Raw genomic sequence first — 20,128 nt, 5'->3', positions numbered from 1 at the left:
CGACTGCTAGGCCAAGGCCTTCTTTGCGCCGCTGAGGAATTGGTTGATGAGGGTCTTCAGGCCCAGCTCGAGTACCTTGGCGGGCACCGGCAGCTTCGGCTCGGATTCCATCGTGTAGTTCACCACCGTGCTGTTGTTGTCCGCGTCGGCGAATGTGATCGTGCCGACGTGCCGCTTCACCGGCGCACCCGCGATGATCTTGTACTCCATCCGCTCGTTGGGGACCAGCTGCGTGGTCTCCTCGGTGATGCCGAGCCCGCCGACGCCGATCAGGTACTGAGCGCCCACACCGGAGGCGGCGCCCGCACCCGGCTTCTTCAGCGTGAAGTTCACGACCGGCAGGTAGGGGGCGATGCCGTCGCGTTCGGTGAAGAACTTGTAGACGACGTCGCGCGGGGCGGCGATGACCGTCTCGACCGTGCTGGTAACCATGGCGCAATCTCCTGTTCGAACTGTCTGTGACGGAAGCATATAGGTATTGACTCAACGTCTCGTGACGTCGGGCACCCCGTGCCTTCTCGACTTTCGCCTGTCCGACTTGCCGGTTATGCTCATGCCCGATTTCAAACTGCCTGGCGGCCTGCATTTTTGGCGGAAGATCGGAATTTGTCACAGACATTGAATCCTGACGGCGAGCTATACAAACCCGCTGCATCGGGCCCGCGATTGCCCTATCGGACTCTACTTATCTGCCTCGGCGTGAGCGCCGCCGTGGTCGCCGCCGCCGTCTGGGCCGCGCCCGGCGATTTCCGGATCCCGTTGCTGGTCGGCGCCGTGCTCGCCGCGCTGCTGGTCAGCGCGAGTGTGACCGCCGCCGTGTACTTCCGCGAGGAGGCGCAGCGCACCCGCCGGACGGCGGCGACCTCCAATACCGATGCCGCGGCGATCATCGCGGCGGCGAACGAGGCCACCACCAAGCAGGCCTGGGAGATCAAGAACAGCGAGAACCGCAGGGCCGCCGCCATGGCCGCCTTCGCCGGCGCCGCGGGCCGCATGCAGGCGATGACCACCTCCATGCTGGCCGAACTGCGCGAGATGGAGCACCGCCACGCCGACCCCAAGGTGCTCGCCGACCTGCTCGAACTCGATCACCGCACCGCCCAGGCGGGTCGCCTGGCCGACAGCATCGCGGTCCTCAGTGGTGCCCGCACCGGCCGGCGCTGGGCCAAACCCATTGCGATGGAATCGATTCTGCGCGGCGCCATGGGCCGGGTGGCGGGCTATCAGCGGGTGCGGATGCGCGCGGTCGCCGAGATCGCGGTCGCGGGGCACGCCGCCGAGGGCCTGATGCACACGCTGGCCGAACTGCTCGACAACGCTTGCAACTTCTCCCCGCCCACCACCGAGGTGCATGTCTACGCCGCCGAGGTGCCCGCGGGCGTGGTCATCACCATCGAGGACTCCGGCCTGGTCATGAGCGAATCGGCGCTGCGCCGCGCCGAACAGGCGGTCTCCGGGCAGAGCTCGGACGGCCGTGGCCGCGGCAGCGACCTGTCCTCGCTGACCGGCACTCGGCTGGGTCTGGCCGTGGTCGGGCACCTGGCCCGCAAGCACGGCCTCACCGTGTCCTACCGGCCCTCCGCGATCGGCGGCACCGCCGTGGTCGTGGTGGTCCCGCGCGATCTGACCGCCCGCCTGGAGCGCACCACCGCGCCGATGACCGCCCTCGGCCCGCAGACCACGGGGCGCAACCGGATCGTCGAAGCCCTGGAACCCGTTGCCGCGCAAACCTCCCCGCAGCTCACCGTGCCGGAACCACTGCCGGTGGGTACCGAAACCACCTCCGGGGTTGTCGATTCCGGATTACCGAAGCGCCGTCGCGGCAGCACACTGGCCGCGGTGCACCCCGAGGGTCTGCCCGACGCCCGGATGGAACCCACTCCACCCCCGCCCTTGTCCCGGCCCTCGGCCTTCGGCGCCTTCCAGCGCGCCGTCGCCCCCCGCGACACGACTCCGGACACCTCCTCGACCAGCAACGGCGCTGACGCTCTACCCCCTGCCCCTTCAGTAGCCGTGGAGAACGAACGATGACAACCACCGTGCCGTCCCAGCTGGGATGGCTCCTGGAACAACTGCTGACCCGCACCCCCGGAACCCGCCACGCGCTACTGCTGTCCGGCGATGGCCTCAAGATCTGCCACACCCCCGAACTCAGCATCGACAGCGCCGACCAGCTGGCCGCCATCTCGGCCGGAATCCAGAGCCTCGCGCACGGCGCCTCCGTCGAATTCGGTAACGGCCGCGGCGGTGTGCGCCAGTCCATGACCGAGTTCTACGGCGGCATCCTGTTCGTCGTCGAGGCCGGGATGGGCGCGCATATCGCGGTCGTCGCCGGCGAGGACGCCGATGCCGGCCTGATCGGGCACAACATGCGGGAGCTGGTCGAGCAGCTCGGCCACTATCTCGCGGCCACGCCGCGGGTCGGATCGGCGAGACCGTGAGTCCCCGACCCGGGCGCGACGACGATCCGGACCGGCTCTACACACTGACCGGCGGCCGCAGTAAGCCGGATTCCGACAGCTTCGATCTGGTCACCCTGGTGGTCACCGAATCGGATCCGAGCCCGGGCATGCAGTCCGAGCACGTGGCGATCCTGCGGATGTGCACCGCGCCGACCGCGGTCGTCGAGATCGCGGCGGAGCTGCGCCTGCCCGTCGGCATCGCCACCATCCTGCTCTCGGATCTGCTGGACATGGGCAAGATCACCGTGCGGCATCCACAGAGTGTTCCGAGTTCGCCTGGTGCGCCGTGGACTTCGCTGCCGGACGCCTCCACTCTCGAGAAGGTGCTCGTTGGACTTCGCAAGCTCTGACACCCGCCCGGCCCGGGCCGACGCGCCACTGCACGCCAGTACCAGCCAAGGTCTGAAGGTGGTCATCGTCGGCGGTTTCGGGGTCGGCAAGACCACTCTGGTGCGGTCGGTCAGCGAGATCCGCCCGCTCGACACCGAGGCGACGATGACGCAGAGCAGCGTCGGCATCGACGACCTGAGCGCGGTGCGCGGAAAGTCCACCACCACAGTCGCTTTCGACTTCGGCCGGATCTCCATCGACGACGAGCACGTGCTGTACCTGTTCGGCGCGCCCGGGCAGGAACGGTTCTGGTTCCTGTGGGATCGGTTGTTCGCCGGTGCGCTGGGCGCGATCGTGCTGGTGGATCAGCGCCGCATCGCCGACTCCTGGTACGCCATCGATCGACTGGAATCCACCGGGACGCCGTTCATCGTGGCGTGCAACAACTTCGGTGGCGGGCATCGGCTCGAAGACGTCCGTGACGCGCTGGATCTGGATCCGCGGGTGCCGTTGGTCGACTGTGACGCCCGCTCGCGCGAGTCGAGCAAGGAGGTGCTGATCGCCCTGGTCGAGCACCTCTACGCAGCTAGGGAGGAACACGTCGGATGACGATGCCCCGATTCACCGAAGACAACCGGCAGCCGGGTGATGCCGGCTTCGATGTCCCCTTCACCGGCAACAGCGCGCCCGCGGGCTGCCCGGTGCAACACGACTCGGGGGCGGTTCCGCTCAGCGGCCCACGGTTCCATACCGATCCGCAGCAGCTCTACCGCGAGATGCGCCGCGAGCACGGCCCGATCGTCGAAGTCGAGCTGCCGGGTGGTTTCCCGGCCTGGCTGGTCGTCGGCTACCGCGAACTGCATCAGGTGACCAGCGATCCGGAGCTGTTCCCGCGCGATGTCGGACTGTGGAATCAGTGGCCCAACATCCCCGAGGACTGGCCGCTGCTGCCCATGGTCGGGCACCCCATGCCCTCGATCTACTTCACCGCCGGCGCCGAGCACCGCCGGCACGTGTCGATGGTGGAACCGGCGCTGGAGTCGGTGGACCCGTTCGAATTGCGCCGTACCTGTGAGGAAATCGCCGATCACCTGATCGACGGGTTCTGCGGTCGTGGTTCGGCCGAGATCGTCACCGACTACGCCGAGCCGCTGCCGGTGCTGGTGCTCGCCCGGATCATGGGCTTCCCGGACGAGGAAGGCCCCGAGCTGGCCTGGGTCATGAAGACCTTCACCGACGGCGGCGCCGACGCCCAGCAGGCGCACCTGCGTTTCGCCGAGCTGTGCGGGAAGCTGATGGCCACCAAGAAGGCCGCGCCGGACAACGATCTGACGTCGCGGATGCTGGCGCATCCGGAGCCGTTCTCCGATCAGGAGTACGTCATGGACGTCATGGCGGTCACCGCCGCCGGGTACCTGCCGACCGCGGACTGGATCGGAAACTCGGTGCGGCTCATGCTCACCGACGACCGGTTCGCCGCGGCGCTCGGCGGGGGCCGGCGCAGTGTCGGGCAGGCCATGAACGAGGTGCTCTGGGAAGACACCCCGACCCAGATCCTGGCCGGACGCTGGGCCGCGCGCGACACCCGGCTCGCCGACAAGATCATCCGCGCCGGTGACCTGCTGCTGCTCGGCCTGGGCGCGGCCAATGCCGATCCGCATGTGCGCCAGCATGTCTCGGTGGGCGCCGAACCGGCGCACTCCGGCAACAGCGCGCACTTCTCCTTCAGCTACGGCGAATACCGCTGCCCGTTCCCGGCGCAGCAGATCGCCGAGATCATCGCCCGGACCGGAATCGAAGTGCTGCTGGACCGGCTGCCCGATATCGATCTCGCCGTCCCCGCACAGACCCTGGTGCGCCGTCCCTCCGCGTTCCTGCGCGGAATGACCTCGCTACCAGTTCTTTTCACCCCAGTTCGTGCAGTCGGAGGGACGCTGTAATGCAGGAATGTCCACATATGGAGACCATCACCATCGATCCGATGGTCGGTGATCTCGTGGGGGAGACCGCGCGCCTGCGCGCGGCCGGACGCCTGGCCAAGATCGATCTGCTCGGGGTTCCGGCCTGGACCGTGACCGAGCACGCGCTGGCTCGCCAGCTGCTCACCGACACCCGCCTGGTCAAGGACATCAACGCCTGGTCGCTGTGGAGCACCGGCGCGGTCACCGATCAGTGGCCGCTGATCGGCATGATCCTGGTGGACCGCTCGATGTTCAGCGTGGACGGCCAGGAGCACCGGCGACTACGCCTGAAGACCACCCAGGCGCTGAGCCGCAAGCGCCTCGAGGATCTGCGGCCGACCATCGAGGCCATCACCGCCGAGCTGCTCGACGACCTGGAGAAGGCCGGCGAGGACGGCGCTGTCGTCGATTTGAAGACGGTGTTCGCCTATCCGCTGCCGATGCGGGTCATCGGCAAGCTCATGGGCGTGAATCCGGCCGACGAGGCGATGCTGCTGGGCTGGTACAAGAAGTTCTTCTCGGTGATGACCCCGCAGGACGAGCGGCTGCGGGTGATCGCCGACATGGACGTCTACTTCACGAACATGGTGAAGGAGAAGACGGCCACCCCGACCGACGATCTCACCTCCGCGCTCATTCAGGCCACCGACGGCGGCGAACCGCTCACCGAGGAAGAGGTGATCGGCAACCTGAAGGCGCTGGTCGCCGCAGGCCACGAAACCACCGTCAGCCTGATCGTGAACGCGGTGCGCGCGCTGGCCGCCCACCCCGAGCAGCTGTCCGCGCTGCGGACCGGCGAGCGGGAGTGGACCGAGGCGGTGGAGGAGACGCTGCGCTACGACGGCCCGGTGAACCATCTGCTGATGCGGTTCGCCACCGAGGACATCACCGTCGGCGATGTGGTGATCGAGAAGGGTGACGGTGTGGTCATGTCCTACCGCGCCATCGGCCGCGATACCGACCTGCACGGCGCCGACGCCGACGCGTTCGATCTCACCCGCCCGACCGCGGGCCGCAACATGTCCTTCGGGTACGGCCCGCACATCTGCCCGGGCGCCGCACTGGCCCGGATGGAGGCCGGAATCGCCTTGCCCGCCTTGTTCGCCCGCTTCCCGGAACTGCGACCCGCAGTGCCCGACAGCGAGCTGGTAAACCTGCCGGTTATGACCCAGAACGACCTCGCGGCGTTCCCGATCCACCTCGGTAATTAAGGCGCGACCTGGGAGTATGGTCGGCGCGCCTCCACTAAAGGTTGAGGTTTTGTGACCATCATCGGCCCATGAAGATGTTGGCTCTGTTGTCGAGGAACACCGAAACGCTACCCGGTCTGACCGGTGTAGCCCGGGTGGATCGCAACACCCGGCGTCTGCTGCGGCGGGTCGGTCCAGGCGATGTCGTCGTGCTCGACGAACTCGATCTGGACCGGCTCACAGCCGATCGGCTCGTCGCGGCCGGAGTCGTCGCGGTCATCAACACCGCGCCGTCGATCTCCGGGCGCTACCCCAATCTCGGCCCGGAAACCTTGGTGGCCAACGGGGTTCTGCTGCTGGACACTGCCTGCCCGGACGCCTTCAGCAGAGTCAAGGACGGCAGCAAGTTGCGCATCGACGCGGGTGTCGTCTACGCGGACAAGCTGACCAAGAAGGAGCCGGAGGTGCTGCTCGAGGGGGTCGAGCTCACCGACGCCGTCATCGTCGAGCGGATGGTGGAGGCCCGCACCGGGCTCGCCGATCATCTGGAAGCGTTCGCGGGCAACGCCATCGAGTTCATTCGCACCGAAAGCCCGCTGCTCATCGATGGGGTGGGCATTCCGCAGTTGCAGCTGTCGATGAAGGATCGCCACGTGGTGGTGGTCGCCGACGGGCCCGAGCACGCGGCCGATCTCAAGGCGCTCAAGCCGTTCATCAAGGAGTACGCGCCGGTCATGGTCGGCGTCGGCGCGGGGGCCGACACCCTGGTCAAGCAGGGTTATCACCCGGATCTGATCGTCGGCGATCCGGAGGAAATCACTACCGCCACTTTGAAATCCGGCGCCGAGGTGATCCTGCCCGCCGACACCGACGGCCACGCCAAAGGCCTGGAACGGATCCAGGACCTGGGCATCGGCGCCACCACCTTCCCGTCCTCGGGCGCACCCGCCGACCTGGCGCTGCTGCTGGCCGGACATCACGACGCCGCGCTGATCGTCACCGCCGGCGCCCCCGCGTCCCTGGACGACTTCTTCGACGCCGGCCGCCGGGACAGCTGCCCCGCCACCTTCCTGACCCGGCTCAAGCTCGGCACCAAGCTGATGGACGCCAAAGCCGTGGCCACGCTGTATCGCAGCCGGATGTCCGGGGTCGCCATCTCGATGGTGGTGCTGGCCGCGCTGATCGCGATCATCGTGGTGCTGCTGGCCTCGAATTCGGCCGGCGAGGTCCTGGACTGGGTGAGCCTCACCTGGGACCGCGCGCTGCTGCGGGCTCGGGACACCGTTCACGGCCTGCTCTGATCGCCAAGCTCCCGACCCGCAACGGAGGATCATGATTTCGGCTCGCCAGCACCTGATCTCGATCGTCGGCATCTTCCTGGCCCTCGCCATCGGCGTGGTGCTGGGTTCGCAGACCTTGGCGGCGGACATGCTCACCGGACTGCGCTCGGACAAGACCGAACTGCGTCAGCAGGTCGACAGTCTCGGCGAACAGAACCGCCGCCAGACCGACGAACTCGAGGCCGCCGACCGGTTCATCGCCGGATCCTCCGGCCGCATCCTCGCGGGCGCGCTGGCCGACCGCACCGTCGCGGTGTTCACCACCCCCGACGCCGACCCCGCCGACGTGGAAGCGGTCTCGCGCGGCCTGGAAACCGCGGGCGCCGCCATCACCGGCCGCATCGCCCTCACCGACGCCTTCCTCGACGCCGGCGAAGGCGACCGCATGCGCACCTCGCTCACCAACGTCATCCCGGCAGGCGCCCAGCTGCGCACCGGCGCTGTCGACCAGGCCAGCCTGGCCGGTGACCTGCTCGGCCTGGTTTTGCTGCTCGACCCGGCCAACACGCAACCCCGCAGCACCCCCGAAGAACTGGCCCTGGTGCTGGAAACCTTGCGCGGCGGCGGCTTCCTCGCCTACGGCGACACCCCGAACCGCGCGGCCCAGCTCGCCCTCGTCATCACCGGCAACGGCGCGCGATCCGCCGAGAACAACCAGGGCGCCAACATCGCCAGGTTCGCCGGCGCGCTGCGTGCCCGCGGCGCCGGCACCGTCCTCGCGGGCCGCGCGGGCGCCGCCGAAGGCCCTGGCCCCATCGCCGAAGTGCGCTCCGACTCGGTCCTGGCCACCACCGTCACCACCGTCGACCATCTGGACCGCGAGATCGGCCGCGTCACCACCGTCCTCGGCTTGTCCGAGCAGCTCAACGGCGGCGCGGGCCGCTACGGCACCGGCACCAAAGCCACTTCCCTCACCTTCGCCGCCCTGCCCCAGTAGCGAGCGACGGATCGCACCGAGCCGAACGTGACGTTCGGCTCATCAGGCGTGGGAAGGTACCGGGGCATCCAAAGGTCAGCTGCGGAATGAAGCTTCGGCGACTTATGGGCAAACGCGCGTGGCGTTGGAACGCCGGGGGCAAACAGTGTTACCGTGAAGACCCGTGGGTCAAACACGGATTCAGGCGCGAACTGCCACGAAACATATCTTCGTCAGCGGTGGTGTCGCCTCCTCATTGGGCAAAGGCCTTACCGCTTCCAGCCTCGGTCAGCTGCTGACGGCGCGCGGTTTGCGCGTCACGATGCAGAAACTCGACCCTTACCTGAACGTCGATCCCGGCACCATGAATCCGTTCCAGCACGGAGAGGTGTTCGTGACCGAGGACGGCGCCGAGACCGATCTCGACGTCGGCCACTACGAGCGGTTCCTGGACCGCGACCTGTCCCGGGACGCCAATGTCACCACGGGGCAAATCTATTCGTCGGTCATCGCCAAGGAACGCCGCGGCGAGTACCTCGGTGACACGGTGCAGGTCATCCCGCACATCACCGACGCCATCAAGGCCCGCATCCTGGCGATGCAGGGCCCCGATCTGCAGGGCCACTCCCCGGACGTGGTGATCACCGAAATCGGCGGCACCGTCGGCGATATCGAGTCCCAGCCGTTCATCGAGGCGGCGCGCCAGATCCGCCACGACGTGGGCCGCGACAACGTCTTCTTCCTGCACGTCTCGCTGGTGCCCTACCTCGCCCCCTCCGGCGAGCTCAAGACCAAGCCGACCCAGCACTCGGTGGCGATGCTGCGCAGCATCGGCATCCAGCCCGACGCGCTGATCCTGCGGTGTGACCGGGACGTGCCGCAGGCGCTCAAATCCAAGATCGCGCTGATGTGTGACGTCGATGTCGACGCCTGCATCTCCACCCCGGACGCGCCGTCGATCTACGACATTCCGAAGGTGCTGCACCGCGAAGGCTTGGACGCCTACGTGGTGCGCCGCCTGGGTCTGCCGTTCCGCGACGTGGACTGGACGGTGTGGGGCGATCTGCTGGAGCGGGTGCACAACTCGCGTGAGACGGTCGAGGTCGCGCTGGTCGGCAAGTATGTCGACCTGCCGGACGCGTACCTGTCGGTGACCGAGGCGCTGCGCGCGGGTGGTTTCGCGCACCGGGCCAAGGTGCAGATCCGCTGGGTCCCCTCCGACGAATGCGAGACCGAAGCCGGTGCGATCGCCGCGCTGCGTGATGTGGACGCGGTGCTGATCCCCGGCGGGTTCGGTATCCGCGGCATCGAGGGCAAGGTCGGCGCGATCCGCTACGCCCGCACCCGCGGCATCCCGCTGCTGGGCCTGTGCCTGGGTCTGCAGTGCGTGGTCATCGAGGCGGCCCGCTCGGTCGGCCTGGACGACGCCAACTCGGCCGAGTTCGAGCCCGACACAAAGCATCCCGTCATCTCCACGATGGCCGACCAGAAGGACGCCGTGGCCGGCGCCGCCGATCTCGGCGGCACCATGCGCCTGGGCGCCTACCCGGCGACCCTCACCCCGGGTTCGGTGGTGGCCCAGGCCTACGGCGCCGAGCAGGTCTCCGAACGGCACCGGCATCGCTTCGAGGTGAACAACGCCTACCGCGACCGGATCGCCAAGAGCGGCTTGGAATTCAGCGGCACCTCGCCCGACGGGCATCTGGTGGAGTTCGTGGAATACCCTGCGGATGTACACCCGTTCTTCGTCGCCACCCAGGCGCACCCGGAGCTCAAGAGCCGTCCCACCCGTCCGCATCCGCTGTTCGCGGCGCTGGTCGAGGCGGCACTGAACTACAAGGCGGCCGAACGGCTTCCGGTGGACCTGACCGGTGCCGACGAACTCGCGGGTGCGGACAAGTAATTCATGACAGACAGAGGGGGAGCGGTGCCGGGCAGCCACGATTTCGAGACGGTGTCCAGTAAGACCGTGTACAGCGGGGCCATCCTCGCTCTGCGGTTGGACCAGGTGGCCATGCCCGGCGGCCGCGTCGCCGAACGCGAAGTGATCGAGCATCACGCCGCGGTCGCCGTCGCCGCCCTCGATGACGACGACAACGTGGTGCTGATCAACCAGTACCGGCATCCGATCGGCCGGCGGTTGCTGGAACTGCCGGCCGGTCTGCTCGACGTGCCCGGTGAAGATCCCCTCGAAGCGGCCAAGCGTGAGCTGGCCGAGGAGACCGGGTTGGCCGCGCGGGAATGGTCGGTGCTGGTCGACGTGGCGCTCTCGCCGGGATTCACCGACGAGGCGCTGCGGGTCTATCTGGCGCGCGGACTCTACGAAACCGAGCGTCCCGAACCGGAATTCGAAGAGGCCGACATCGGCGTCACCGTGATGAAGGTGGATCAGGCGGTGCAGGCCGCGCTCGCGGGCGAGATCGTCAACGCGTCGGCGGTTGCCGGGGTGCTCGCGTTGGCGGCCTCGCGCGCCGGAAACCTGCCGCTGCGTCCGGCCGACGCACCGTGGCCAGGACAACCCACCGAATTCCTGCGCCGTAAAGCAGCACAGCGGTCCGAAGACTGACAGGATCGCTGCGTGCTCGTACGCGAGATCGACGCCTATCTCGACCATCTCGCTGTCGAACGCGGCGCGGCCCGCAACACCCTGGGCGCCTATCGCCGTGATCTGGGCCGCTATCGCGACTACCTCGCCGAGCGTGGGATCGACGGACTGGACCGGGTCGCCGAAGCCGATGTCGCCGAATTCACCATGGCCTTGCGGGCCGGAGCGGAGAATCATCCGCCGCTGGCCGCCAGTTCGGTGGCCCGCGCGCTGATCGCGGTGCGCGGATTGCATCGATTCGCCGCCGCCGAAGGTTTGACCACCACCGATGTGGCGCATGCGGTGAAACCACCGGCTCCGGGGCGGCGGCTGCCGAAAGCGTTGCCCTACGACAAGGTTCTGCGCCTGCTGGAGGCTGCGGGCGGGGACGCCGGGAACGACGGCGGCCCGCGCGGCCTACGGGATCGGGCGCTGCTCGAGTTGCTGTATTCCACGGGCGCACGGATTTCCGAGGTCGTCGGACTCGATGTCGACGATCTCGACACCGGCGAACGCTCGGTTGTCTTGCATGGCAAGGGCGGTAAACAGCGCATGGTGCCGATCGGGCGGCCCGCGCTCGCGGCGGTCGACGCCTATCTCGTGCGCGGACGCCCGATGCTCGCCGCAGCCGGAAAAGCTAACGCGGGCGCGCTGTTCCTGAATGCGCGCGGCGGTCGGCTCTCCCGGCAAAGCGCCTGGCAGGTGCTGCAAACCGCGGCCGAACGCGCAGGCATCAGCGCGACGGTTTCACCCCATACCCTGCGCCATTCCTTCGCAACCCATCTGCTCGACGGCGGCGCGGATGTGCGTGTCGTCCAGGAACTTCTGGGACACGCCTCGGTGACCACCACCCAGATCTACACCCTCGTGACGGTCAGCACATTGCGCGAGGTCTGGGCCACCGCCCACCCCCGTGCCCGTTGATTGCCTTCGCGCACGCGGGCTTCCAGGTAACGATCACCGGGTATCGTCTGTGCGAGTACGTACGTCAGCTCGCGTGTCCGAGCGCAAGTCTCGCGCTGTCAAGCGGTAGCGTCTAAACAGAGCTGGACCGTACGAAAGCGAGGTCGGGCCGGATGGGTCTCGCTACGCTCGGCGAGGCCGACCATGTCGAGCGACCTGCGAGCAGTCGCTACGGCAACGGGCAAACGCGTAAGGAGCAGCGGGACGTGACTACAGCAGGAGCGGCGGGACCGACTTCGGACGCTGCGGCGGAAACGCTGTGGGGCAACGGGGCAGCGCCCGTCCAGGAGAGTGCGGAGCTCGGACCAACGGGCAGGCCGTTGCGTTTCGTGCCGGAGCCGCGACCCCTCGCCGAACACGGTAACGCGCTGATCGTCGCCATGTGCAACCAGAAGGGCGGCGTCGGGAAAACCACGTCGACCATCAATCTCGGTGCGGCGCTGGCCGAATACGGCCGCCGTGTGCTGCTGGTCGACCTGGATCCGCAGGGCGCGCTGTCCGCGGGTCTCGGTGTCGCCCATCACGATCTCGACCAGACGGTGCACAACCTGCTGATCGGGACCCGCGCCACCATCGACGACGTGCTGATGGAGACCCGGATTGAGAATCTGGATCTGCTGCCCAGCAATATCGACCTGTCCGCGGCGGAGATCCAGCTGGTCAACGAGGTCGGCCGGGAGCAAACCCTGGGCCGCGCACTGGAACCCATCCGCGACCGCTACGACTACATCCTCATCGACTGTCAGCCCTCGCTGGGCCTGCTCACCGTGAACGCGCTGGCCTGCTCCGACGGCGTGATCATTCCGATGGAGTGCGAGTACTTCTCGCTGAGAGGACTCGCCCTGCTCAACGACACCGTGGAGAAGGTGCGCGATCGCCTGAACCCGAGGTTGAGCCTGTACGGCATCGTGGTCACCATGTTCGATTCGCGACTACTGCATTCGCGGCAGGTCATGTCTCGCGTCGTCGAGGTGTTCGGCGATCTGGTGTACGACACGGCGATCTCACGCACCGTCCGGTTCCCGGACGCCAGCGTGGCCGGCGAACCCATCACCACCTGGGCGCCGAAATCCGGTGGCGCGGAGGCGTATCGGGCGATGGCGAGGGAAGTCATCCACCGGTCCGGCCGGTGAACGGGACGCTCGACCCCGCGCCAGCCCTAGAGAGCTCCACCGGCGGCGCGGGTGCCGCTGCCGTGCCCGAAACGCCGGAGAAGTCCGGATTTCACCTGACGCTCAGCAATTTCGAGGGCCCCTTCGATCTGCTGCTGACGCTGATCAGCTCGCGCAAACTCGACGTCACCGAAGTCGCGCTGCACAAGGTCACCGACGAATTCATCGCCTACACCAAAGCTTTGACCGCCGGGATGGCCTCCGAAACCGGCCTGCGCGCGGACAAGATCCTGGATCAGACCACCGAATTCCTGGTCGTCGCCGCCACCCTGCTGGACCTGAAGGCAGCGCGGTTGCTGCCCTCGGGGGAGATGACCGACGCCGAAGACCTCGAACTCCTCGAAGCGCGCGACCTGCTGTTCGCGCGCTTGCTGCAGTACCGCGCGTTCAAGCAGGTGGCCGAGCTGTTCGGCGAACTGGAAGCGATTGCGCTGCGGCGCTACCCGCGCTCGGTGAGCCTGGAGGAGCGGTTCGCCGGCCTGCTGCCCGAGGTTACGCTGGGAGTAGACGCGGCCGGGTTCGCCGAGATCGCCGCCGTCGCCTTCCGGCCTCGCCCGGTGCCCACGGTCGGCCTCGACCATTTGCACGCGCACGCGGTATCCATCCCGGAACAGGCGGCGCTGATTTTGGGGTGGCTGCAAGCGCGCGGCGCGGGCGTCTGGATGACTTTCGCGGAACTAGTCGAGGACTGCACGACTCCGATCGAGATCGTGGGGCGCTTCCTGGCACTGCTGGAGCTGTATCGAGGAAAGACGATCGAGTTCGAGCAGCCAGAACCGCTCGGCCCGCTGATGGTCAGCTGGCTCGGAGAACTGGGCCCCGACGGTGAACCGCCGCAGACATTGACGATCGAGGAGGACTACGGGTGAGCGAGCCCACCGGCGAGAACGACGCTGAGATTTCGGCAGGCGGGGATGACGCCGAGCTTTCGCTGACCGACGGGGATGATGGCGAGCGTTCGCTGACTGACGGGGACGACGCCGAGCGTTCGCCGATCGGCGGGAATGGTGGCGACCGTTCGTCGACCGGCGAGAGCGACCTCGAAATTTCGCAGCCTGGGGAGAGCGAGCCGACGAGTTCGGCGACCGGCGAGACCGCGGCCGCTCGGATGATGGAGGCGGCGCGTTTGGCCGAGGTCGCCCGTCTCGCAGCCCGGAACGCCCGCGCGACCGAGCCCGCGGTACCCACGACCGCCGAGCTGATCCGGCGTGACGCCGAGTTGCTGGCCGACGACGGGGTGACCCTCATCGGACTCGAAGCCGAGCCGGTACCCGCGGATGCGTCCCTGGGGCATCAGCCGACGGACGAAACGCTCGACACCGAGTCGCTCGCGCAGCAACCGCCGGAAGAGACGCTCGACACCCCCCGCACCCTCGACGACGACGAATTCCGCTCCGCGCTCGAGGCGATGCTGCTCGTCGTCGACGCCCCGGCACCGGCAGAACAGCTGGCCGCGGCCCTGAATGACGACACCGAACGCGCCGAGGACGCGCTGCGTGCGATGTCGGCCGAGCTCAGCGCGCGTCGCAGCGGCATCGACCTGCGTTTCGTCGGGGATGGCTGGCGCTTCTATACTCGCAGCGAGTACGCACCCTATGTCGAACAGGTGCTGCTCGACGGCGCGCGAACTAAATTGACCCGTGCGGCGTTGGAAACATTGGCGGTGGTCGCCTACCGCCAGCCGGTGACCCGGACCAGGGTGAGCGCGGTCCGCGGCGTGAACGTCGACGGAGTGATGCGCACGCTGCTGGCTCGCGGCTTGATCGCCGAGGCCGGCGTCGATTCGGAAACGAACGGCACGCAGTACTGCACGACCGAGTTGTTCCTGGAGCGGATCGGGCTCGCGTCATTGTCGGACCTGCCGCCCCTGGCGCCCTTGCTTCCGGGCGTCGACCTGATCGACGAGATCAACGACAGTCTGGATACCGATCCCCGGTACACCAGGCTGAAAAAAACCGCCGAGGCCGATTTGGATCTCGGCACCGAGGACTAGGAAAAACATTGAATACGCCCGCTCGCCGAGATGGCACACCGGATCGTAGAAAAAGAAGTGACCAGCCGCCCGCTCGTGGCAGCTCGGCCCGCAGCACAGGTTCGCGCGGAGCCCGCGCAGCCCAGCGTGGCGCCGCACCGGAGCGCGGTGGCTGGAGCGAAGAGCGCGGTGGCGCCCGTCGCGGAGCCCCCGCCGAGCGGAGTAGCTGGAGCGAGGAGCGCGGCGCTCGTCGCGGTAGCTCCCAGGGTGGTGCCCCACAGCGGGGCACCGGATCGCGTGCCTCCTCGCGGGGCGAGTACACCACCCCCAGCGGAACTCCGTCGCGTGGCGGCTCGTCGCAACGTGGAGCTTCGTGGGGCACGGGTGAGCGTGGTGCTCCCGCAACGCGTGGTGGCGCACCCGGTCGGGGCGCTGATCCGGCAGCGCGTGGTGGCGCTCCCGCTCGGGGCGCGGCGCCGGCAGCGCGTGGTGGTGCCCCCGCTCGGGGTGCGGCTCCAGCAGCGCGTGGTGGTGCCCCTGCTCGTGGCGCCGGCGGACCGGGTGGGCCGCGTAAGGCCGCGCCCGCCGCTGCGAAGAAGACCGCGAAGCCGAAGCGTCCGACGCCGTCCGCACCGTTGCTGAGCAACGCGAAACCGGCCAAGCATCAGTACGTGGAACCGACCGAGGTCTACGAGCCGCACACCAAACTGGCCGCCGGTGAAGGCGAACGGTTGCAGAAGGTGCTCGCCAAGGCGGGTGTGGCTTCGCGCCGCGCCGCCGAGGAGATGATCGAGCAGGGCCGCATCGAGGTCGACGGCATGATCGTGCGCGAGCAGGGTCTGCGGATCGACCCGCAGAAAGCGGTCATCCGCGTCGACGGCACCCGCGTCATGGTGCGCGAGGAGCTCGTGCACATCGCGCTGAACAAGCCCAAGGGCTGGCAGTCGACGATGTCCGACGATCTGGGCCGTCCGTGTGTCGGCGATATCGTCGCCGAGCGGATCGCGGCCGGTCAGCGGCTGTTCCACGTCGGCCGGCTGGACGCGGACACCGAGGGCCTGCTGCTGCTCACCAACGACGGCGATCTCGCGCACCGGCTCATGCACCCTTCCTTCGAGGTCTCCAAGACCTACCTGGCCACGGTCAACGGCGAGGTGCACAAGGGCATCGCCAAGACTCTGAAGAACGGCGTCGAACTCGAGGACGGCCCGGCCAAGGTGGACAAGTTCCAGGTGCTGGAGCTGGGCGAGGGTCGTTCGCTGGTGAAGCTGGAGCTGCACGAGGGGCGCAAGCACATCGTGCGCCGCCTGCTCGCGGCGGTCGGGCACCCGGTGATTCGCCTGGTGCGCACCAATATCGGACCGGTCGCCCTCGGTGATCAGCGGCCCGGCACCCTGAAGGTGCTCGGCCGCAACGAAGTCGGCAAATTGTATGAGGCGGTGTCGTTGTGAACGGTGTGGAGACTTCCGTGGAGATTACGGAGAAGTTGATCGGCAGCGGTCCGCTCGTCGTCGCGATGGACGGTCCCTCGGGTACCGGCAAGTCCAGTGTGTCGCGACTGCTGGCCACCCGGCTGGGTGCGAGCTATCTCGATACCGGCGCCATGTACCGGGTCGCGACCTTGCGCGTGCTGCGCGCGGGCATCGACCTGGAGGACGCGGCCGCCATCGCCGTGGCGGTGAAAGAGCTGCCGCTGCACATCGGTACCGATCCGAGCCGTGAGGTGATCGAGCTCGACGGTGCGGACGTGTCCTCGGAGATCCGCGGTGACGCGGTGACCAAGGCCGTCTCGGCCGTCTCCGCGGTGCCCGAGGTGCGCGAGCTCCTCGTCGCGCTGCAACGTGACATCACGGCCACTTCCGGCCGAATTGTGGTGGAGGGCAGGGATATCGGCACCGTCGTGCTGCCCGGCGCCGACGCCAAGATCTATCTGACCGCGTCCGCCGAGGCGCGGGCGCAGCGACGCAACCAGCAGAACATTTCCGAGGGCCGCGGCGACGACTACGAGGCTGTACTGGCCGATGTGCAGCGCCGCGACAACCTGGATTCCACGCGCAAGATCTCCCCGTTGCGCCCGGCCGAGGACGCGGTGCTGGTCGATACCAGCGAGCTGACCAAGGACCAGGTCATCGACGAGTTGTATCAAGTTGTCGCGCAGCAGCTTTCGACGACAGGAGAGTCCCGGTGACGGAAGACATTATTGCCGGTGACGGTGTTTGGAGCGACGAAACCGATTGGGAGGCCATCGGTCTCGACGGTGAGGAGGACGGCGAAGAATATGTCGCCATGCCGACCGTCGCCGTCGTCGGACGCCCGAATGTCGGTAAATCCACGCTGGTGAACCGCATCCTCGGCCGTCGCGAAGCGGTCGTCGAGGACATCCCCGGCGTCACCCGCGACCGCATCTCCTATGAGGCGACCTGGTCCGGCCGCCGCTTCTTCGTGCAGGACACCGGCGGCTGGGAACCCGACGCCAAGGGGTTGCAGCAGTCGGTGGCCCGGCAGGCCGGGGTGGCGATGGACACCGCCGACGCGATTCTGCTCGTCGTCGACGCCACCGTCGGGGCCACGGCCACCGACGAGGCGGCGGTGAAGAAGCTGCGGCGCTCCAAGATTCCGGTGATCCTGGTCGCGAACAAGGTCGACGATCAGCGTGTCGAGGCCGAGGCCGCGACGCTGTGGTCGCTGGGGCTCGGTGAGCCGCGCATGGTTTCGGCCGCGCACGGCCGTGGTACCGGTGACCTGCTCGACGATGTGCTGGCCGTGCTGCCGGAAACCCCGCGCGAAGGCACCGGTGGCCAAGGCCCGCGGCGCGTCGCGCTCGTCGGGAAGCCGAACGTCGGCAAGTCCAGTTTGCTGAACAAGCTGGCCGGTGACGAGCGGTCGGTGGTCCACGATGTCGCGGGCACCACCGTCGATCCGGTCGACTCGCTCGTCGATTTGGGCGGCAAGATCTGGAAGTTCGTCGACACCGCCGGCCTGCGCCGCAAGGTCTCCCATGCCAGCGGCATGGAGTTCTACGCTTCGCTGCGCACCAAGTCGGCGCTGGAGGCTTCCGAGGTCGCGATCATGCTGATCGACGCCTCGCAGCCGATGACCGAACAGGATCTGCGCGTCATCAGCATGGTCGCCGACTCCGGTCGCGCGCTCGTGCTGGCGTTCAACAAGTGGGATCTGGTCGACGAGGACCGGCGGCTCCAGCTGGAGAAGGAAATCGACCGCGACCTGGTCCGCGTGCCGTGGGCCGGGCGGGTCAACATCTCCGCGCAGACCGGCCGCGCCGTCCAGAAGCTGGTTCCCGCCATGGAAACCGCGTTGGAATCCTGGGACAAGCGCATTCCGACAGGCCGGTTGAACAACTGGCTCAAGGAAGTCATCGCGGCCACCCCGCCGCCGATGCGCGGCGGCCGCCTGCCCCGCGTCATGTTCGCCACCCAGGCATCCACGCGCCCGCCGACCTTCGTCCTCTTCACCACCGGATTCCTCGAGGCCGGCTACCGCCGCTTCCTGGAACGCCGCCTGCGTGAGGAATTCGGATTCGACGGTTCACCGGTGCGCATCTCGGTGCGTATCCGCGAAAAGCGGGACCGCAACAAGAAATAACCGACGGTGCCAGACCCCGCCGGACCCCCGCACCAGTGGCGCGCCACCGCAATAATGCGGCCCGGCCTGCTTCTGATATCCGGCGCGATCGGCCGAGCGGACCTGCACGCCCACCACACCGTGCAGGTCCTGCTCAGCCGCGATGCCGATATCGTGCTCGGCGACCGCTCCGGCAACCAATTGTCTTGCCGCGCAGCGATTATCCCGGTAGATGTGCCGCACACAATCCTGCGTGGCACAGCCGACGGACTGCTGATGCACTTCGATCCCGAGTCGACCGCCGGTGCCGCCCTGGCGGCGATACCGCTGCTCGGCGACACGGTCGCGGATTGGGTGGACGCCGCGCGGAAGCTCGGTGTAGGCCCAGCGAGCGGCTGGTTGTACGGCCGCGATGCGGATCTGATTGCGGCGGAACGAGATCCGCTCGACGCTGCGTCGGATAGAACGCGTGAGATAGTGCGCTGCTGGGTGCGCGCCGCTGTTCGGCACGGGCATGGAACCGGCTGGCTGCCACACGGAGATGTAGCGCCGGTGGGAGTCGTCGTGCTGGGTGACGTTGCCGTGCTCGGCGGTGTTGTCGTGCCAGACGGTGCGGTCGAACCCGGTGGAGCTGTGGTTACAGGTGGAGCTGCTCCGCTGGATGGTGAGGCGGTTCTTGATCGTGCTGCGGGGCCAGGCGGCGTGGTCGTGCGGGATGCGACCGCTGTTCCGGATGCGGTTGCCGTGCCGGATGGAGCTGTGGTGCTCGACGGTGCGGCGCTGCCGAGCGGAGCAGAAGTGGCGAACGGAGCTGTCGTGCAACGACATCCGGCTGTGACGCGACTACTTACCATGCTTCCAGGCATGCTGGACGCGGGCCCGATACGCTTCCGCGATCTGGCGCGCGCAGTGCATCTGTCGGAAAGCCGCTTGGCCCACGTGTTTTCGGCTGAGCTCGGACTTCCGGTGCGCCCCTATATCCGGTGGCTGCGCTTGCAGCGGGCTGTGGAACTGTCTGCCACTGGTCAGTCTCTGACCGCCGTGGCCCACGGCGCCGGATTCTCTGACAGCGCCCATCTGAATCGCGTGTGCCGCCGCATGTTCGGAGCCCGGCCCTCGGATTTTGCCGCAATCCACTGGGTTGACGAGCTACCGCTGACCATCCAATAGCCGGGACGATCGCAGCAGGTTTGTTCAAGTAGGCCGATGCGGCGGTGCTCGATGCTGGGTGAGTAAACCATCGAGTTCTTGGAGGAATCGTGGCTCCTATGCCGCCCACCGTCCGTGCCGCCTTCGAAGCCGAACTGCGATCGGCCACCATCGCAAACGATCTCGACACCATGTGGCATGCCCTCGAACGCGCGCACATCCTTTCGCAGGGCTGGCCGTGGCCGCACACCCGCTCGCACTGGCACATGCTGCGCCTGGCCCTGCGCTGCCGGGATCGCCGGGAAGCCCTGGGCCAGGTCGTTCGCCTGACCGGCGCAGGCCTCGCCTCGTCACTCGGTCGCGTCCCGGTCGGCAACACCGGCCGCGCCACTGTCGGCATCATGACTCCGATGCCGATCCCGGACGATCTCGAACGGATCCTCGCCGCGGGCCGCGCCGAGACCACCACCAGCCGCTGACCCGTCATACCGGCAGGAGCAGCCCTGA

At 67.9% G+C, this 20,128-nt stretch carries 21 protein-coding genes; 19 read left to right on the top strand and 2 right to left on the bottom strand.

The annotated features are described in order from the left end of the window. Nucleotides 1-6 precede the first annotated feature (6 nt). Nucleotides 7-432: an SRPBCC family protein gene (locus IBX22_RS34880; RefSeq protein ID WP_194820068.1), complete on the bottom strand. Its 426-nt coding sequence runs from the start codon at nucleotides 430-432 to the stop codon at nucleotides 7-9. 267 nt (nucleotides 433-699) lie between these two features. On the opposite strand from IBX22_RS34880, the gene IBX22_RS34875 reads away from it, so the two are divergent. The 17 genes from IBX22_RS34875 (at nucleotide 700) to der (ending at nucleotide 18,493) form a co-directional block, all read left to right on the top strand. Next, nucleotides 700-2,031: an ATP-binding protein gene (locus tag IBX22_RS34875; RefSeq protein WP_309234917.1), complete on the top strand. Its 1,332-nt coding sequence runs from the start codon at nucleotides 700-702 to the stop codon at nucleotides 2,029-2,031. Further along, the gene (locus IBX22_RS34870; protein ID WP_194820067.1) at nucleotides 2,028-2,441 is read left to right on the top strand and encodes a roadblock/LC7 domain-containing protein; all 414 of its coding nucleotides are present in this window, start codon (nucleotides 2,028-2,030) and stop codon (nucleotides 2,439-2,441) included. Before IBX22_RS34875 ends, IBX22_RS34870 begins: the two co-directional genes overlap by 4 nt. After that, entirely contained in the window at nucleotides 2,438-2,812 is a 375-nt protein-coding gene (locus tag IBX22_RS34865) for a DUF742 domain-containing protein (RefSeq protein WP_194820066.1), read from the top strand. Before IBX22_RS34870 ends, IBX22_RS34865 begins: the two co-directional genes overlap by 4 nt. After that, nucleotides 2,793-3,401, top strand: a complete 609-nt coding sequence (locus IBX22_RS34860) for an ATP/GTP-binding protein (protein ID WP_194820065.1) — start codon at nucleotides 2,793-2,795, stop codon at nucleotides 3,399-3,401. Before IBX22_RS34865 ends, IBX22_RS34860 begins: the two co-directional genes overlap by 20 nt. After that, complete coding sequence (locus IBX22_RS34855; RefSeq protein WP_228540075.1) at nucleotides 3,398-4,732, top strand: cytochrome P450; 1,335 nt, start codon at nucleotides 3,398-3,400, stop codon at nucleotides 4,730-4,732. Before IBX22_RS34860 ends, IBX22_RS34855 begins: the two co-directional genes overlap by 4 nt. 17 nt (nucleotides 4,733-4,749) lie before the next feature. Then, on the top strand, nucleotides 4,750-5,964 hold the full coding sequence (locus IBX22_RS34850) for a cytochrome P450 (protein ID WP_228540074.1): 1,215 nt from the start codon (nucleotides 4,750-4,752) through the stop codon (nucleotides 5,962-5,964). Between the two features lie 68 nt (nucleotides 5,965-6,032). Next, nucleotides 6,033-7,244: a putative cytokinetic ring protein SteA gene (gene steA, locus IBX22_RS34845; RefSeq protein ID WP_194820063.1), complete on the top strand. Its 1,212-nt coding sequence runs from the start codon at nucleotides 6,033-6,035 to the stop codon at nucleotides 7,242-7,244. A gap of 31 nt (nucleotides 7,245-7,275) precedes the next feature. Further along, nucleotides 7,276-8,220, top strand: a complete 945-nt coding sequence (locus IBX22_RS34840) for a copper transporter (protein WP_194820062.1) — start codon at nucleotides 7,276-7,278, stop codon at nucleotides 8,218-8,220. A 163-nt stretch (nucleotides 8,221-8,383) separates the two neighbouring features. Then, the gene (locus IBX22_RS34835; protein WP_194820061.1) at nucleotides 8,384-10,102 is read left to right on the top strand and encodes a CTP synthase; all 1,719 of its coding nucleotides are present in this window, start codon (nucleotides 8,384-8,386) and stop codon (nucleotides 10,100-10,102) included. Between the two features lie 3 nt (nucleotides 10,103-10,105). After that, the gene (locus IBX22_RS34830; protein ID WP_194820060.1) at nucleotides 10,106-10,765 is read left to right on the top strand and encodes an NUDIX domain-containing protein; all 660 of its coding nucleotides are present in this window, start codon (nucleotides 10,106-10,108) and stop codon (nucleotides 10,763-10,765) included. A 12-nt stretch (nucleotides 10,766-10,777) separates the two neighbouring features. After that, complete coding sequence (gene xerD, locus IBX22_RS34825) at nucleotides 10,778-11,707, top strand: site-specific tyrosine recombinase XerD (RefSeq protein WP_194820059.1); 930 nt, start codon at nucleotides 10,778-10,780, stop codon at nucleotides 11,705-11,707. Nucleotides 11,708-11,859: 152 nt separating this feature from the next. Further along, the gene (locus IBX22_RS34820; protein ID WP_375540311.1) at nucleotides 11,860-12,879 is read left to right on the top strand and encodes a ParA family protein; all 1,020 of its coding nucleotides are present in this window, start codon (nucleotides 11,860-11,862) and stop codon (nucleotides 12,877-12,879) included. A gap of 62 nt (nucleotides 12,880-12,941) precedes the next feature. Then, nucleotides 12,942-13,787, top strand: coding sequence for a segregation/condensation protein A (locus IBX22_RS34815; protein ID WP_309234916.1), 846 nt, complete (start codon nucleotides 12,942-12,944; stop codon nucleotides 13,785-13,787). A 416-nt stretch (nucleotides 13,788-14,203) separates the two neighbouring features. Further along, on the top strand, nucleotides 14,204-14,911 hold the full coding sequence (gene scpB / locus IBX22_RS34810; protein WP_228540119.1) for an SMC-Scp complex subunit ScpB: 708 nt from the start codon (nucleotides 14,204-14,206) through the stop codon (nucleotides 14,909-14,911). An 8-nt stretch (nucleotides 14,912-14,919) separates the two neighbouring features. Further along, the gene (locus IBX22_RS38630; protein WP_228540073.1) at nucleotides 14,920-16,341 is read left to right on the top strand and encodes a pseudouridine synthase; all 1,422 of its coding nucleotides are present in this window, start codon (nucleotides 14,920-14,922) and stop codon (nucleotides 16,339-16,341) included. 65 nt (nucleotides 16,342-16,406) lie between these two features. Continuing rightward, a complete protein-coding gene (gene cmk / locus IBX22_RS34800) occupies nucleotides 16,407-17,078 on the top strand; it encodes a (d)CMP kinase (protein ID WP_194820107.1) in 672 nt (223 codons plus the stop codon). Next, nucleotides 17,075-18,493: a ribosome biogenesis GTPase Der gene (gene der, locus IBX22_RS34795; protein ID WP_194820058.1), complete on the top strand. Its 1,419-nt coding sequence runs from the start codon at nucleotides 17,075-17,077 to the stop codon at nucleotides 18,491-18,493. The genes cmk and der overlap by 4 nt, the downstream gene beginning before the upstream one ends. Here der and IBX22_RS34790 read toward each other — a convergent pair. Continuing rightward, nucleotides 18,437-19,300: a hypothetical protein gene (locus IBX22_RS34790; RefSeq protein ID WP_194820057.1), complete on the bottom strand. Its 864-nt coding sequence runs from the start codon at nucleotides 19,298-19,300 to the stop codon at nucleotides 18,437-18,439. The genes der and IBX22_RS34790 overlap by 57 nt on opposite strands. A 36-nt stretch (nucleotides 19,301-19,336) precedes the next feature. On the opposite strand from IBX22_RS34790, the gene IBX22_RS34785 reads away from it, so the two are divergent. Continuing rightward, the gene (locus tag IBX22_RS34785) at nucleotides 19,337-19,642 is read left to right on the top strand and encodes a helix-turn-helix transcriptional regulator (protein ID WP_194820056.1); all 306 of its coding nucleotides are present in this window, start codon (nucleotides 19,337-19,339) and stop codon (nucleotides 19,640-19,642) included. 98 nt (nucleotides 19,643-19,740) lie between these two features. After that, complete coding sequence (locus IBX22_RS34780) at nucleotides 19,741-20,100, top strand: DUF3703 domain-containing protein (protein WP_194820106.1); 360 nt, start codon at nucleotides 19,741-19,743, stop codon at nucleotides 20,098-20,100. Nucleotides 20,101-20,128: the final 28 nt, after the last annotated feature.

Origin of the sequence: Nocardia sp. XZ_19_385 (genome assembly GCF_015355755.1) — a bacterium.
In the GTDB taxonomy this organism is placed as follows: domain Bacteria; phylum Actinomycetota; class Actinomycetes; order Mycobacteriales; family Mycobacteriaceae; genus Nocardia.
Note: the sequence above shows the minus strand (reverse complement) of the source record. Positions and strands in the feature narration are given on the sequence as shown.

Coding starts and splice junctions, on each gene's coding strand:
- IBX22_RS34880 (WP_194820068.1), bottom strand. CDS start 432: ATGGTTACCAGCACGGTCGAGACGGTCATCGCCGCCCCGCGCGACGTC.
- IBX22_RS34870 (WP_194820067.1), top strand. CDS start 2,028: ATGACAACCACCGTGCCGTCCCAGCTGGGATGGCTCCTGGAACAACTG.
- IBX22_RS34855 (WP_228540075.1), top strand. CDS start 3,398: ATGACGATGCCCCGATTCACCGAAGACAACCGGCAGCCGGGTGATGCC.
- IBX22_RS34850 (WP_228540074.1), top strand. CDS start 4,750: ATGGAGACCATCACCATCGATCCGATGGTCGGTGATCTCGTGGGGGAG.
- steA (WP_194820063.1), top strand. CDS start 6,033: ATGAAGATGTTGGCTCTGTTGTCGAGGAACACCGAAACGCTACCCGGT.
- IBX22_RS34840 (WP_194820062.1), top strand. CDS start 7,276: ATGATTTCGGCTCGCCAGCACCTGATCTCGATCGTCGGCATCTTCCTG.
- IBX22_RS34830 (WP_194820060.1), top strand. CDS start 10,106: ATGACAGACAGAGGGGGAGCGGTGCCGGGCAGCCACGATTTCGAGACG.
- IBX22_RS34820 (WP_375540311.1), top strand. CDS start 11,860: ATGGGTCTCGCTACGCTCGGCGAGGCCGACCATGTCGAGCGACCTGCG.
- cmk (WP_194820107.1), top strand. CDS start 16,407: ATGGACGGTCCCTCGGGTACCGGCAAGTCCAGTGTGTCGCGACTGCTG.
- IBX22_RS34790 (WP_194820057.1), bottom strand. CDS start 19,300: ATGTCGTTGCACGACAGCTCCGTTCGCCACTTCTGCTCCGCTCGGCAG.
- IBX22_RS34785 (WP_194820056.1), top strand. CDS start 19,337: ATGCTGGACGCGGGCCCGATACGCTTCCGCGATCTGGCGCGCGCAGTG.
- IBX22_RS34780 (WP_194820106.1), top strand. CDS start 19,741: ATGCCGCCCACCGTCCGTGCCGCCTTCGAAGCCGAACTGCGATCGGCC.